General features: G+C 31.7%; 12 protein-coding genes and 2 pseudogenes. 10 read left to right on the top strand and 4 right to left on the bottom strand.

Translation table 11 applies throughout. The features are described from left to right. The first annotated feature begins 349 nt into the window (after window positions 1-349). The 8 genes and pseudogenes from L3B96_RS08090 (at window position 350) to L3B96_RS27425 (ending at window position 8,619) form a co-directional block, all read left to right on the top strand. The gene (locus tag L3B96_RS08090) at window positions 350-1,447 is read left to right on the top strand and encodes a DNA cytosine methyltransferase (protein WP_238860145.1); all 1,098 of its coding nucleotides are present in this window, start codon (window positions 350-352) and stop codon (window positions 1,445-1,447) included. A 477-nt stretch (window positions 1,448-1,924) separates the two neighbouring features. Then, window positions 1,925-3,338: pseudogene (ltrA, locus tag L3B96_RS08085) on the top strand (group II intron reverse transcriptase/maturase). Window positions 3,339-3,590: 252 nt separating this feature from the next. Continuing rightward, on the top strand, window positions 3,591-4,358 hold the full coding sequence (locus L3B96_RS08080) for an LlaMI family restriction endonuclease (RefSeq protein WP_238860143.1): 768 nt from the start codon (window positions 3,591-3,593) through the stop codon (window positions 4,356-4,358). 64 nt (window positions 4,359-4,422) lie between these two features. Continuing rightward, window positions 4,423-5,271 carry an LlaMI family restriction endonuclease gene (locus tag L3B96_RS08075; RefSeq protein ID WP_238860141.1) on the top strand — a complete coding sequence of 283 codons (849 nt, stop codon included), beginning with the start codon at window positions 4,423-4,425 and terminating at the stop codon, window positions 5,269-5,271. A gap of 156 nt (window positions 5,272-5,427) precedes the next feature. Further along, window positions 5,428-6,585 carry a DNA cytosine methyltransferase gene (locus L3B96_RS08070; protein WP_238860139.1) on the top strand — a complete coding sequence of 386 codons (1,158 nt, stop codon included), beginning with the start codon at window positions 5,428-5,430 and terminating at the stop codon, window positions 6,583-6,585. A 261-nt stretch (window positions 6,586-6,846) separates the two neighbouring features. Continuing rightward, window positions 6,847-7,185: a hypothetical protein gene (locus L3B96_RS08065; protein ID WP_238860350.1), complete on the top strand. Its 339-nt coding sequence runs from the start codon at window positions 6,847-6,849 to the stop codon at window positions 7,183-7,185. 2 nt (window positions 7,186-7,187) lie between these two features. Then, a pseudogene (locus tag L3B96_RS08060) lies at window positions 7,188-8,057 on the top strand (IS30 family transposase); the annotation flags it as partial. A gap of 256 nt (window positions 8,058-8,313) precedes the next feature. Next, window positions 8,314-8,619: a DNA cytosine methyltransferase gene (locus L3B96_RS27425; RefSeq protein ID WP_343073073.1), complete on the top strand. Its 306-nt coding sequence runs from the start codon at window positions 8,314-8,316 to the stop codon at window positions 8,617-8,619. A gap of 43 nt (window positions 8,620-8,662) precedes the next feature. On the opposite strand, the gene L3B96_RS08050 is transcribed toward L3B96_RS27425, so the two are convergent. The 4 genes from L3B96_RS08050 to L3B96_RS27420 all read right to left on the bottom strand — a co-directional run bounded on the left by L3B96_RS08050 (window position 8,663) and on the right by L3B96_RS27420 (window position 13,010). Beyond that, complete coding sequence (locus L3B96_RS08050; RefSeq protein ID WP_238860138.1) at window positions 8,663-10,099, bottom strand: hypothetical protein; 1,437 nt, start codon at window positions 10,097-10,099, stop codon at window positions 8,663-8,665. 122 nt (window positions 10,100-10,221) lie between these two features. Next, a complete protein-coding gene (locus L3B96_RS08045; RefSeq protein ID WP_238860136.1) occupies window positions 10,222-12,132 on the bottom strand; it encodes an LlaMI family restriction endonuclease in 1,911 nt (636 codons plus the stop codon). 3 nt (window positions 12,133-12,135) lie between these two features. Further along, on the bottom strand, window positions 12,136-12,603 hold the full coding sequence (locus L3B96_RS08040; RefSeq protein ID WP_238860135.1) for a hypothetical protein: 468 nt from the start codon (window positions 12,601-12,603) through the stop codon (window positions 12,136-12,138). 14 nt (window positions 12,604-12,617) lie between these two features. Continuing rightward, window positions 12,618-13,010, bottom strand: a complete 393-nt coding sequence (locus L3B96_RS27420; protein ID WP_343073076.1) for an NUDIX domain-containing protein — start codon at window positions 13,008-13,010, stop codon at window positions 12,618-12,620. 112 nt (window positions 13,011-13,122) lie between these two features. Here L3B96_RS27420 and L3B96_RS08025 point away from each other — a divergent pair, with 112 nt between their 5' ends. Next, window positions 13,123-13,284 carry a hypothetical protein gene (locus tag L3B96_RS08025; protein ID WP_238860133.1) on the top strand — a complete coding sequence of 54 codons (162 nt, stop codon included), beginning with the start codon at window positions 13,123-13,125 and terminating at the stop codon, window positions 13,282-13,284. Window positions 13,285-13,412: 128 nt separating this feature from the next. Further along, complete coding sequence (locus tag L3B96_RS08020; protein WP_238860132.1) at window positions 13,413-13,808, top strand: hypothetical protein; 396 nt, start codon at window positions 13,413-13,415, stop codon at window positions 13,806-13,808. The last annotated feature ends 139 nt before the right edge of the window (window positions 13,809-13,947 follow it).

Genomic DNA, 13,947 nt, shown 5'->3' with positions numbered 1-13,947 from the left:
ATTGTGCCTGATTTAAAATAAAATGTAGATGTGTTTTAATATGGAGTAAATAAAAATCCATATTGTCCCTTGACATGGAAAGGGAGTTGTACGTTTTAGTTCAAGATATAGTGAAGTAGCGAAAGGATAACATTTAATGAAAAAGGAAGTTCCATGTGTTAATAGTTAAATGGTGTAAAACTAAATTGAATTTATATACATTGAATGAATCATTATACATTGAGTTTTATATGATTTTTCAATATAATGTTTTGGAAGGAGAAAGCCTTGAATATGAAATGAAAAAATATTGATTAATAGAACTTATTTTATATGATTGATATAGAAAATTGGAGTTAAGGAGTAATATATGCTAAAAGTGTTTGAAGCCTTTGCAGGTTATGGTAGTCAAAGAATGGCTTTGAGGAATTTGAATATACCTCATGAAGTAGTAGGTATATCAGAAATTGAAGGGGACGTATTATTATCATATGCAGCCATTCATAGTGAATTTTTGAATTTAAAGGAAAAAATAGGTGAATTGATCCCATCAGATCAAGAAGAAATATATAACTATTTAGAGGGAATAAATGTACCACTAGATTATAAAACCTTTGAAAATAAGGCTAGAAAATTAAAAAAAGATAAATTGAAAGAAATGTACTTAGCAAATAAATTGATTCATAATTATGGTGATATTCAAAGGATTGATCCTTCAAGTCTTCCGGATTTTGATTTGTTTACATATTCATTTCCTTGTCAAGATATATCTGTTGCAGGATTTCAAAGTGGACTAAATGCAGATTCTGGTACTCGGTCTTCATTACTATGGGAATGTTGCAAAATTATTGAAGCTAAAAAGCCTAAATATCTTATGATGGAAAATGTGAAAAATTTAGTGGGAAAAAATCATAAAGAAAATTTTGAAAAGTTTTTAGAATATTTAGAGTCTGTAGGATATAAAAATAAATGGGCTATATTAAATGCTCGTGATTTTGGAATTCCACAGAATAGAGAGCGAGTTTTTTGTATTAGCATACTTGATCATGAAATAGATTTTGAGTTCCCAGAGCCTGTTAATCTTGAAAAATTTTTATATGATATTTTAGAAGAAAATGTAAGGGAGTCATTTTACCTAACAAATGGGCAAGTCATGGATACTGAAATTAAACAAGAAGTTAGTTACTGTTTGGATTCAAATTATTGGAAAGGTGTAACCTTAAAGGATTTTTTAGCTAAGCACAGAAGGCAAGTAGTGACTGACAAGAAAAACGATGAAGGGAAATATATGGTTAGACGTTTAACGCCACTTGAAACTTGGAGATTAATGGGATGTACTGATGAAGATTTTTATAAGGCTAGTCAGTTGGTTAGTAATACGAGTTTATATAAACAGTCAGGTAATAGTATCGTAGTCAATGTATTGGAAGCTATTTTCAAAAGCTTATTTTTGCAACAGAATATATAATTTAAGTGTATAATTATTAGCAAGTAAAGTGCAAATGCAACTTTACTTGTTTTTTTTGTGTGCCCAGCATGGGCACGTGCTAATCGGTGAAAGTCCGTAATGGGGGCTGATAGTGCCAACCATTAGCTTAAGACAAGGGTGTCCATCGTGAGGTGGAATCTGAAGGAAGTCGGCGGCAAAGCCTTGGTCTGAGGTATACGAATCACATTTGAGGCTCAATTCTGTGGGTAAACTTGCAAAACAAAGTAAAGCCCGATAACTATCCGAAACAGAAAGAGTAAATGTGGCAGATGGATGAGGTGAAAGTACGTGGTCTTACCTGGGGAGGTCTGATAGATATGTGCTAACAGAATTAAATTTCTAAGTACAACCTATACAGCGATGTATAACTGAATTTATCAGAAGTCAGCAGAAGTCATAGTAACTCCGCTAAACGCGATAGCGGATGAAGGACTGAACATTAGGAGGTTTACAACTTTGGATAAATCAAAGAAATTACAAAGAAAGCAGAAAACTCAATATAGAGACCAAGTGATGGAAGTAGAAGTGGAACTTCAAGGTAAATCAAAGGTGCCAAGTAATTCTATGGTTTTACCAAATAGGGAAAGCGTAAACGATGAAACATTTGATACTAGTAGATTACTTGAAGAAGTTCTAGAAAGGAATAATATGCTTCTAGCACTTAAAAGAGTAATTAGCAATAAAGGTAGTCACGGTGTTGATGGAATGAAGACCGATGAACTTCGTGAGCATATCAAGAAGCACTGGGAAACCATTAAGGCTAAGCTACTAGAAGGTAAATATAATCCGTCACCTGTAAGGAGAAAAGAAATATCTAAACCAGATGGCGGAGTTAGACTTCTAGGAATACCAACTGTACAAGATAGATTGATTCAACAGGCAATTGCTCAAGTATTATCTAAAATATATGAACCTTTATTTTCTGAAAATAGTTTCGGATTCCGTCCTCGTAGAGGAGCACAGGATGCTATAAGGAAATCAAAACAATATATAAATCAAGGAAATAGATGGGTTGTAGATATGGATTAGAGAAGTTCTTTGATAAAGTCAATCATGATATTCTTATGAGTAAACTTAAAAGAAGATGCAAGACAAAAGATTGTTATTGTTAATAAGAAGATATCTCAAAAGCGGAATGCTCATTAATGGGGTTTCAGTAAGAAGTGAAGAAGGAACACCGCAAGGTGGTCCGCTAAGTCCATTATTAGCAAATATAATGTTAGATGAATTGGATAAAGAGCTTGAAATGAGAGGTCACAAATTTTGCAGATATGCAGACGATAATAATGTATATGTCAAAAGCAAAAGAGCAGGGCTTAGAGTAATGAAATCTATGACCAATATAATTGAAAATAATTTAAGACTTAAAGTAAATAAGGATAAAAGTGCAGTAGACTTTGTATCTAAACGAAAGTTTTTAGGATTTTCGTTTTACTTCTCGAGAAGCGGAGCAGAAATAAGAATCCATGAGAAATCCATAAAGAGATTTAAGGAAAAGGTTAAATACTGTACTAATAGAAATAAAGGAATTAGCATTGAATACAGGTTATTAAAATTAAATCAAATTACAAGAGGGTGGATTAATTACTATGGAATTGCTAACGCACTCGGAAAGCTAGTTGAACTAGACAAATGGATTAGAAGAAGACTAAGAGCTTGTATATGGAAACAATGGAAGAAGATTAGCACTAAACAAAGAAATCTAGCTAAACTAGGAAGCAATAAATACAAAGCATGGGAATATGCAAATACAAGAAAAGGCTATTGGAGAATCTCCAACAGCCCGATTTTGAGCAAGTCTTTAAATAATAAATACATAGAATCTCTAGGATTTATTAGTCTAACACAAACATATCAAATGAAGCGTTAAATTCTAATGAACCGCCGTATACCGAACGGTACGTACTGGTGGTGTGAGAGGTCGGAAAACAAAATAATTGTTTTCCTCCTACTCGATTGATATGAAAAAATTATAATCAAGTGAAATGTGTTAATAAATTTTGGGAGTAACTAAATCACAAGACCACTAAGTAGATTTATTGCTGTAAAAATTAATGTACATTTGAAGTTTATGGTATTATAATAAATTTTATCAAGTTTTACTTAAAGGAGGAATAGAATTATGAATGCAAAAGAGAGGATTATAGAGTTATTCAACTCAAATGTAAGGGGAAGAACACCAGATGTTTCTGGTAGAAATCAAAGACATGATGGAAGGTATGGGCATTGGCTAGAAAGACAATTTGGAATAACTGCAAATGGATATAATGCTCCGGACTTATATGGCTATGAGCTTAAAAATGAAACTAGTTCAAAAATAACCTTTGGTGATTGGTCGGCTGATTATTATGTTTATAAAAATGATATATTTTCTCATATATTTTCTGCTAATACTGCAGTTGCAAAAAGGGACATCTTCTTAAGTATTTTTGGACAAAACGTTACTGGAAGGTATTCTTGGTCTGGTTCACCATGTCCTTGTATTCATGGATATAATCGCTTTGGTCAAATATTAATAGTAGCACCTGATGGTAATGTTATTGCTCTTTATAATTATAACGAAGATAGAAGACCTAATAAATCCAATATAATACCACAAGATTTTAAAGTTGAAAATCTTATTCTTGCTGAATGGAGAAAAGAATCTCTAAAAAGAAAAGTAGAGGATAAATTTAACCAAAATGGATGGTTTACTTGTAAAACTGATAATACAGGAGCATATTATCAAATTTGTTTTGGAGCACCTATGTCCTACGAAAATTGGCTTGAATTAGTTCGTAGAGGTATAGTTATATTTGATAGTGGAATGCATGAAGGAAATCCTAGACCTTATTCTATGTGGAGAGCTAACAATAACTATTGGGAGAGTTTGATAGTAGAAAGGTACTAGAACTTTTTATGGGACAACCAGTATGATAATTTGAATACATTTTATTTGAAAGGGGATTTAGATTATGACTGCAAAGAAGGATATTATAGCATTATTTAATAAGAATGTAAAAGGTAAAAAGCCTAATACGGATGATAAAAATGTTCGACATGATGGTAGAGAGGGGCACTGGTTAGAGCAGCAGTTTGGAATTACTGCGAATGCTGATAATGAAGCTGATTTAATGGGATACGAGTTAAAAAATGAGACTACATCAAAAACAACTTTTGGAGATTGGTCGGCTAATGAATATATTTTTACTATGCCAAACTATAAGAATTTATTCGTGGGAAAATCTAAATGCGAGAAGCAAAACAGTTTTATAAAGATTTTTGGTAGACCAAACACAGAAAAAGAAGGTAGATACTCTTGGTCTGGTACACCCTGTCCTAAAATAGGAGACTATAATACATATGGACAAAGATTGGAAATTACAGGTAATAAGGATATTATTGCTGTGTACTCATACCTACATGATAAAAGAGAAAATAAATCTAATATTATACCAACAGAATTCCAAAAAGAAAAGATAATAGTAGCAAGATGGTATGGAGAATCAACTCCAATTGAAAAGTGCAAGGATAAATGCTTAGCAACATGCACTAAAAAGAGATGCAATAAAAAATGTTTAAAAAAGAAGTTAGAAGATAAATTTAATGATAAGGGATGGTTTACTTGCAAAAAGGATGACACAGGTACTTATGTGAAAATATGTTTTGGTAAACCAATGAATTATGATGAATGGATAAAACTTGTGAAAGATGGAACTGTATTTTTTGATAGTGGAATGTATGAAGGAAATAGTAGACCTTATTCTCAATGGAGAGCAAACAATAATTATTGGAATAGCTTAATTACAGAAGAGTATGAGTAATAGCAGATAATAAAAATAGGAAGATTCTTAAGGAGAAAATAATATATAAAGGTTCTGGATGATAATATTTTATTAAGTATTAGCTTATTGCTTGAACAATTAGCTAATATTAGTTATACTAAGTAACGTTATATAAACAAAGAGAGGGCTGATATTTTGAGCAAAAGCGAGATAATATTATCTGTCAGAAATAAATTAGATATTACACGGAAAGAATTTTCAGATGCATTAGGATTCACTGTGGAACAAGAAAAAATGTTAAAAGAGTGGGAGACTGGTAAAAAGGAAATTCCAGATGATATTTATAGTAGAATTATTAGTTTTCCTACGGAGCCACCACTCAAGAATTCACCACGAGAAGAATGTAGATTTACGCAAATAGATTTATTTGCAGGAATAGGTGGAATTCGTCAGGCGTTCCAAAGGAATGGAGGATATACAGTATATTCATCTGAATGGAATAAGTTTGCACAAAAGACATATAGAATTAATTTTGGAGAAGAGCCAGATGGTGATATAACACATGTTGATGAGAAAGATATTCCAGACCATGATATTTTATTAGCAGGATTTCCATGTCAACCTTTTTCACAGGCTGGCTTAAAAAAGGGATTTGATGATGCAAGGGGGACCTTGTTTTTCGATATTGCCAGAATACTAAAAGAGAAAAGGCCTAGAGCCTTTATGCTTGAAAATGTCAAACAGCTAAAGGGGCATGATAAAGGTAATACTATCAAGGTTATTCTTGCTATTTTAGATGAATTAAATTATTATGTGCCAGAACCACAAGTATTAAATGCATATAATTTTGGAATACCTCAGAATAGAGAACGAATAATTATTGTGGGATTTAATAAAGATTATCTACCTAATAATTATGAAGAGTTTCATTATCCAGAAGGAAAACCAAATGATAATGTAAAGGTAGGAAATATATTAGATAGAGAAGTGTCTGATAGATTTACTATTTCAGATAAATTGTACCAAGGTCATTTGGAGCGCAAAAAGATGCATGAAAGCAAAGGTAATGGATTTGGTTTTTGTCTTTTTAATTCAGAAAGTAAGTATACTAGTACAATTAGTGCAAGATATTATAAAGATGGAAGTGAGGCATTGATTGAGCAGGAAGAAAAAAATCCAAGGATGCTAACACCTAGAGAATGTGCCAGATTACAAGGATTTCCTGAAAACTTTATCATTCCGGTTTCGAATTCACAAGCATATAAACAATTTGGTAATTCTGTTTGTATACCTGTTATAGAAGCTGTTGCAAAAACAATGTTATCCTACTTAAGTAAATATGAGGTTTTATAACCAATAAATGGAGTGGATCATACCACTCCATTTATTAGTTATTTTTTATGCGTAAATTGAAAAAGTAACTTCCGTTTTCTAAGTCAAACGGAAATTAGTTATGCAAAGAGTTTGATATAATTAAAATGATATTTGTCCTTAGTATATTAGGATGATCAATTATGTCAAATAAAGATTTATGCAAAGGAAAACACCTTAAGATAGAAGATCGACTTATAATTGAATACGGGCTAGATCAAAATTACACATTAAAAGAAATTGATGAAAGAGTTAAGAAGGACCCAACTACTATCTCTAAAGAGATCAAGCGGAATAGATTTCTTAAATCAAGCAAGCGAAAAGAAATTAATCTACAATCATGCAAGCACAGAAAAAGTTGCACAAAGACAAACTTGTGTAATAGTAGCTGTGGCAAACAATGTAAGAAATGTAGGTTTACAAACTGTTATAGGTCCTGTAATGAATATTCAATCAAGAAATGCACTAAACTTAACCGCTACCCGTATGTCTGCAACGGTTGCAGCACAGTCACTACGTGCACCGATGAAAAGAGCTATTATAAAGCTAAAGTTGCAGATACAAAGTATAAGGAACTATTAGTCACATCTAGAGAAGGACTTAATATAACTTCAAATGAACTAAAAAAGATAGATGAAGTAATTTCTCCACTTATTTTGAAAGGACAGTCAATATCTCATATTTTTACTCATCATAAAGATGAGATAAATTGCTGTGAAAGAACATTATATTATTATTTTGATAACAATGCTTTTACAGCTAGGAATATTGATCTACCTAGAAAAGTAAAGTTTAAGCCAAGAAAAAAATCTACATCTCCTGTAGTAAAAGATTCAGCACATAGAGCTGGACGAACTTTCGAGGACTTTATTAAATTTCTTGAAAATAACCCCAATACACCAGTTATAGAAATGGATACAGTACACGGCACGCGAAGTGGCAAAGTGCTTCTCACTTTTATGTTTAGAAATTGTTCCTTGATGCTTGCTTTTATTATAGATAGCTGTAGTCAGACGGCTGTTAAAGATGTAATAGACAAGCTATATGAGGTGTTAGGCCATGAAGTATTTAAATGTAGCTTTCCTGTTATTCTAACAGATAACGGCTCCGAATTTAAAAGCCCAGAAGTTTTAGAATTAGATAGTGAAGGAAATCAAAGAACTAAAATATTCTACTGTAATCATATGGCATCTTATCAGAAGCCACACGTAGAAAAAAATCATGAATACATAAGGTATATAATACCTAAAGGAAAATCTCTTAATAATAGGACTCAAGAAGATGTTACCTTAATGATGAACCATATTAATAGTACAGCAAGAGCTAGTTTAAACGGAAATACACCATTCAAACTAGCCCAAATGTTTTTAGACGTCTCAATGTTAGAAAAGTTATCATTAAAACATATCCATGCAGATGAGGTACATCTAAAACCTGCACTATTTAATAAATAATATATCAAAAATTTAGGGCAAGTATCAGCGGAACTTAATCATGCAAAGTTGAAGCAAACGGAACTTAGTTTTGCAAGGCGATTTCCGTAGGCTTATTAAACCTGCTTATAAACCCTAAAAAAAGATTATATTATGCGAATTATAGCTTATTTCAGGTCTTATTTCCACTAAGTTTAATTCTAAAAACTGACTTTACACTTGCAGTTACAATAGTTTACGATGAAACGGAAGTTAGTTTTTCATTTAACCCAAAAAATTGCACGAAAAGAAAGGGAATGGATTTGGATTTTGTCTATTCAATTCACAAAGTAAATATACCAGCACAATTAGTGCTAGATATTATAAAGATGGAAGTGAGGCTTTAATTGAACAACCTAGTAGAAATCCTAGGATGCTTACTCCAAGAGAGTGTGCAAGATTACAGGGCTTTCCAGAAGATTTTATAATTCCAGTATCTAATTCACAAGCATATAAACAATTTGGTAATTCTGTGTGCGTAAATGTTATTGAAGCGGTTGCTAAAAAGATGGTTGCATTTCTTGAGAAAAATAATGTGTTATAAAAAAGCGGAGAGTTTTCTAATATGAAACTCTCCGCTTTTTATGTTAATTATTCAAAATAAACTCTGAGACAGTAATTATTTCTTTGTTAATAAGGCTTTCTTCCAATTTATTGTTCTCAGTCATGATATAGCCACTAAATTCGTCATTAAGAATCCAACTGGATCCACTCTTCTTGTAAACTTTTTTAGGGACATTATCTTCAAGAGAGCAAATGAATGTGACAGAATCAGTAATGCTTGCTGGGAGTTTAGACAAATCAGTTTGCTTCATATCATTTTTTATATATACTTTTGTATTCGATATAGCTGATAGACCAACACAGGTTTTATTGAGTTTGCACCCATAACAAGCTAATGGGTTTACGCCTCTTAGTTCTGAATTCCCAATAACACCATATCGTTGACACCAGAGTATATCAAAAAAATTTTTCATATTAGTTTTATTTGATTGACTGGCCAACCATATTACTCGTTCCAGTTTTCCGAGTTCAATAAATGCATCATAAAATATAGAACGTGTTTCTATTCCCAATGGAAATTGATAAAAAGTTTCTATCCAAGTATCTATAGGTATAATCTCATTTTTAGCAAATCCCTGCTGTAAAAAACAGGCAATTACTTTTTCAGAGTATCCTTTAAGTTTTGAACCATTATCATAGAATTCCTTAAAAAATGTTTTAGTCCAAAGCTTGTAATCTGTTTGTTCTATATTTAAAAATGCACTTATAAAATATTCAGCTCGCCATGCATGTCTATTGAAAGCATCTACAAGTCTTTCAGCATAAAATTTATCTTCTCTAGTAAATTTGCCTTCCAAGAGTAGATGATTACTTACGTTTTGAATAAATGCTTCCTTGTTTTGCTTCCATGCTTTTGGCATAACCTTAAAATTGATATTATCAATGCAAACAGTGTTTGAAAATTCTATTTCAAACAATATTTTGATTGCATGATATAACTTCTTAAATATAGGAAAATTGGAATAATCTTTATTTTGCACATCAATATATGTTGGTATAATATAATACTCTAAATGAGACCACTCTTTTGGAAAGGAAACTTCTTGACCAAACGCACTCATAAAGTTATATAGCATACGCATTTCGCTTTGCCTACCGGTTTTGGGTTGCCATGCAGATACAAATCTTGGTATTGAATATATTTCTTCGTAGAAGCGTCCAAAAGGAATACATGGCCCATAGGACTTTTCAATGTATGTCCATAAATCCTCCATTAATGTTTCGTATTTGGAATTACCATTACAACAGTCAATAACGGTTTGTAAAGTTATTTTATCTTTCATTCCTATACGGTTGGAGATTTCATCCTGTAACATTGCTATAATAGCGGGATTGCTATTTACATCTGTATTACATAAAACTGTAAATACTGCATCGCAATAATTGGCATGAATATGATAATTTACTGAAACTGGACAAGCAATCAAACGTTGATTATCAGTCTTAACGTGGATATACATTATTGGAAATTGGGGTAAATCAGGATAATATAACTCAATTTTTGGAATCCATTGGACTGGAACTTCGTAAATCGTTATCTCGCAAGTATATTTGAGTTCAAACATTGTACCTTCTCCTTCAATTATTCATATCTTTCGACTATCAAACTATCCCAATAAGTATTATTTGCTCGCCACTGAGAATACGGTCTTTTGTTTCCTTGGTACATGCCACTATCGAAAAAAACAATTCCTCTTCTTACCAAGTCAATCCATTGATTAAAGTTGAATGGATTACCGAAGCATATTTCGTTGTAATTTCCATATCTATCAGTTTTGCAGGTAAACCAACCATTTTCTCCGAATTTGTTTTCTAATTTTGTGGAAAGGCATTTATTTGTTTTTATGCCGTTTCTATCCGTCAATCCATACCATCGAGCAATTTCTAAATTATCAATTTGTAATTGTGCTGGAACAATCGAAGATTTGTTAATGCGCATATCTTTACTGTAAGAATAAAGTGCAACGATATCTAAATTTGATTCTATAATAAGAATTTGACCACATTCATTATATCCGTTAATTTTAGGGGTAGGTTTACCAGACCATGAGCATCTATTGTTTTTATCGGGGTTTGGAGTGCCAAAGATAGCACAAAATGAATCTTGTTTTTCAGAACCAGTAGATCCTTTAAAAAGATTTGTATATCTTCCTGTTTTGAAAATGTATTCATTTGCAGACCAATCACCAAATGTAGTCTTGCTTGTTGTTTCGTTTTTCAATTCATACCCAAAAAAATCAGCATGATTATCAGCATCTGGGGTTTTACCAAATTGTTCTTCAAGCCAATTGCCGTTTCTTCCATCATGACGGATATTTCGACCAGTGACATCTGGGTGTTTACCTTTCACATTTTCTCTGAAGAGTTTGATTAATAATTGTTTGTTTGGATCCATTTTATTTTCCTCCTTTTGATAATCGATAAATAATTTTTTAAAAATGGCTTCAAGTACGGGTACTACAATGCTGTTTCCAGATTGTTTATATAAACTTGTATTACTAACAAGGGTACTTGCTTTTTTAAAATCTTCATCAGAAACACCCATAAAACGCCATGTTTCATGAGGTGTTAATCTTCTTGCTGGATAGTATCCTTCTTCATTTATAGGACCTGAGACAACTTGCCTTCGTTTTTTCTCTAAAAAGTCTTTCAAGAATGTACCTTTCCAATAATTCGAGTCTAGACAATAAATATAATCTTGTTTGATTGGTTTTTCGGTGCATTGCTTATGGCTAAGATAAAAATTGGATGGTACATTTATTTCAAGCAAATCATTCATTTTTACTTCTAAAGGGATGGTATCGGGAAAATGAAAGTCTTTTTGATTGTTCAAAATACTAATACAAAATACACGTTCCCTATTTTGTGGAATCCCAAAATCCCTAGCATTTAAAATATCCCAATAATTCGAATATCCTAAAGACTCTAGATAGGTTAAGAATTGTAAAAAATTCCTTTTGTGATTGCTACCAACCAGATTTTTTACGTTTTCCATCATCATATATTTAGGCCTTTTTGACTCAATGATTTTGCAACATTCCCACAAAAGTGATGACCTTGTTCCAGAATTAGCATCAAGACCATTTTGATATCCAGCAACAGATATATCTTGACATGGAAAAGAGTATGTGAGAAAGTCAAAATCCGGAAGAACAGTAGGGTCTATAAATCTGATATCTCCATAGTTTTTGGATATTTTATTTGCAATGTACATATCTTTGAGTTTTTCTCCTTTCAAGGAATTAACTCTACTGGTAAATGTACGATAATCTAATGGTGTATTTATACTTGATAGATATTCTCTCATTTCATCATCTGTCTCATTGGTGGCGTTATTTCTAATTTTTAATAAATTAGCATGTATGGCGGCATATGACAAAATAACATCCCCTTCAATTTCAGAAATACCAACTATTTCGTGAGGAATACCTAGATTTTTTAATGCCATACGCTGACTTCCATAACCGGCAAAAGCCTCAAATACTTTTAACATAATTTAATACCTCTTGCATATATGTTCAGGAAAGATATTAGTAGTATTATTATAAATCCTATTGCCAATGAAATAGGTGTTTGACGATATATAGTCTTTCAATCGCTCATTATTTTCTAGTAACAAATAGGATTGTGGAGCAACAAAGCCTGAAATATTCTCACGTAGGGAATCTAATGAGATTGGTTGTATCTCTTGTAATGCGATTATTTCTGCACCATACCTATATGAATTGATATAATCGTCTATTCTTTGCTCTACGTTTGCATCGTTCGAGTATTCTGTTTTCCAATCTTCAAGCGAGTGAATTTGTCCGAAATAAATGATACCACATATTGCCTTGACTGGTTTACTAACATACATATAGGCCATTTGGCAATCTTCTGGAAAGCGCCTGCGATATTCCACAAGCTTTTCCTGAGATTTTATCTTGTTATAGATGCTTGGCCAAAAACTCATTATTGGCGTCATTGTTATCACCTCATTTATTTTAGTATAGGTTCTATGTAAGGAGAATTTTTATTAAAATATTGTTCTGTTACACCTTTACCACAAAATTCAATATTAGATATCGTTAATCCTGTTTCTTTATGAATTTCTCTTATCATTGAGTCAACAATTGATTCGTGTCTTTTAACGTGACCGCCTAGTAATATTATACAGTCTTTACAAACCTTTTCTTGAACAAGAACATTTCGTTTGTCATCATAGATCATACACATATTTGTAAGTGTAATAATCTCGGTTAGTTCCATATAAAATGTGCCTCTTAATTCTTTTATAGTTTTCATAATATCATCCAAAGTGCAGTCCATTACCTTACATATTTTCAGAAGAACATCGTTTGTAATATTTTTAATACGTTCTAGCTTTTCTATGGTGTGATAATGCTATTTAATTATATCAAAAAATTACATTATTTGATATAATTAAATAAGATTTTATAATCTTGGAATGTTAATGTCTAAAAACCTTTCATTTACAGAGTATGTGGTAAAGAAATTTTATAATGAGTTGTACGGAGCCATAGACGATTATCTACAGGAAAGTAAAGACAATATAGACCTGCGCTTATATAAGGTGAAAAATATCTATACATTTAATCTTTCGGATATTACAGTGAAATTTGTTGATGTAAGTTGGAAAGGCTGAGGATATCCAACAACGTACAGTATAGAATTTACGTGAATTTGGTGAAGTATGGGATAGTTAACTGATAAAAAATTAATAAGGTTTATAATTCAAAGGACATGTCAATACTCAATGATGGAGGTGTTGGCATGTCTTTTAAAGTTTCATGGAAATTGCATATAGTATGTTTTTTATTAGCTTATGCATTTTGCTATATAGAACAGAATAGAATTTCTGATTTATTTGTAAGCCTGTTATCCCAGAATGAATTAATTGATTTTACTGGAAATACTTTGATGTATTTAATTATTTTTTTGATAGTTATTTTTATACCTATAACTTTTGTACATGAATTGTTGCATGGTGCTGTCTACAAATTATTTGGAGGTAAAATAAGATTTGGATTTAAGGGCTGCTATGTATGGTGTGAAGATAAGAATCTTTCTAATTATTTTAAGGAGAGATTAAATTCTTTTAGTAGGCAGATTGGGATTAAGGAAATTGAAGAAAATCAACTTTTAGTTGATGAAAATGCCTTAGTGTAAATAATCAGATAATAATTTAGTCATATACAATGTAGAAAATTGATAGTGTAAAACCCACATGTTATAATTTACAATGAAATGCAATAATTAGTAAATAATTTAATTACTTTATATTTGTTTAGAAGGGGAAGGGGATTTT

The organism is Clostridium sp. YIM B02569, assembly GCF_022320765.1.
GTDB lineage: Bacteria > Bacillota > Clostridia > Clostridiales > Clostridiaceae > Clostridium > Clostridium beijerinckii.
Note: the sequence above shows the minus strand (reverse complement) of the source record. Positions and strands in the feature narration are given on the sequence as shown.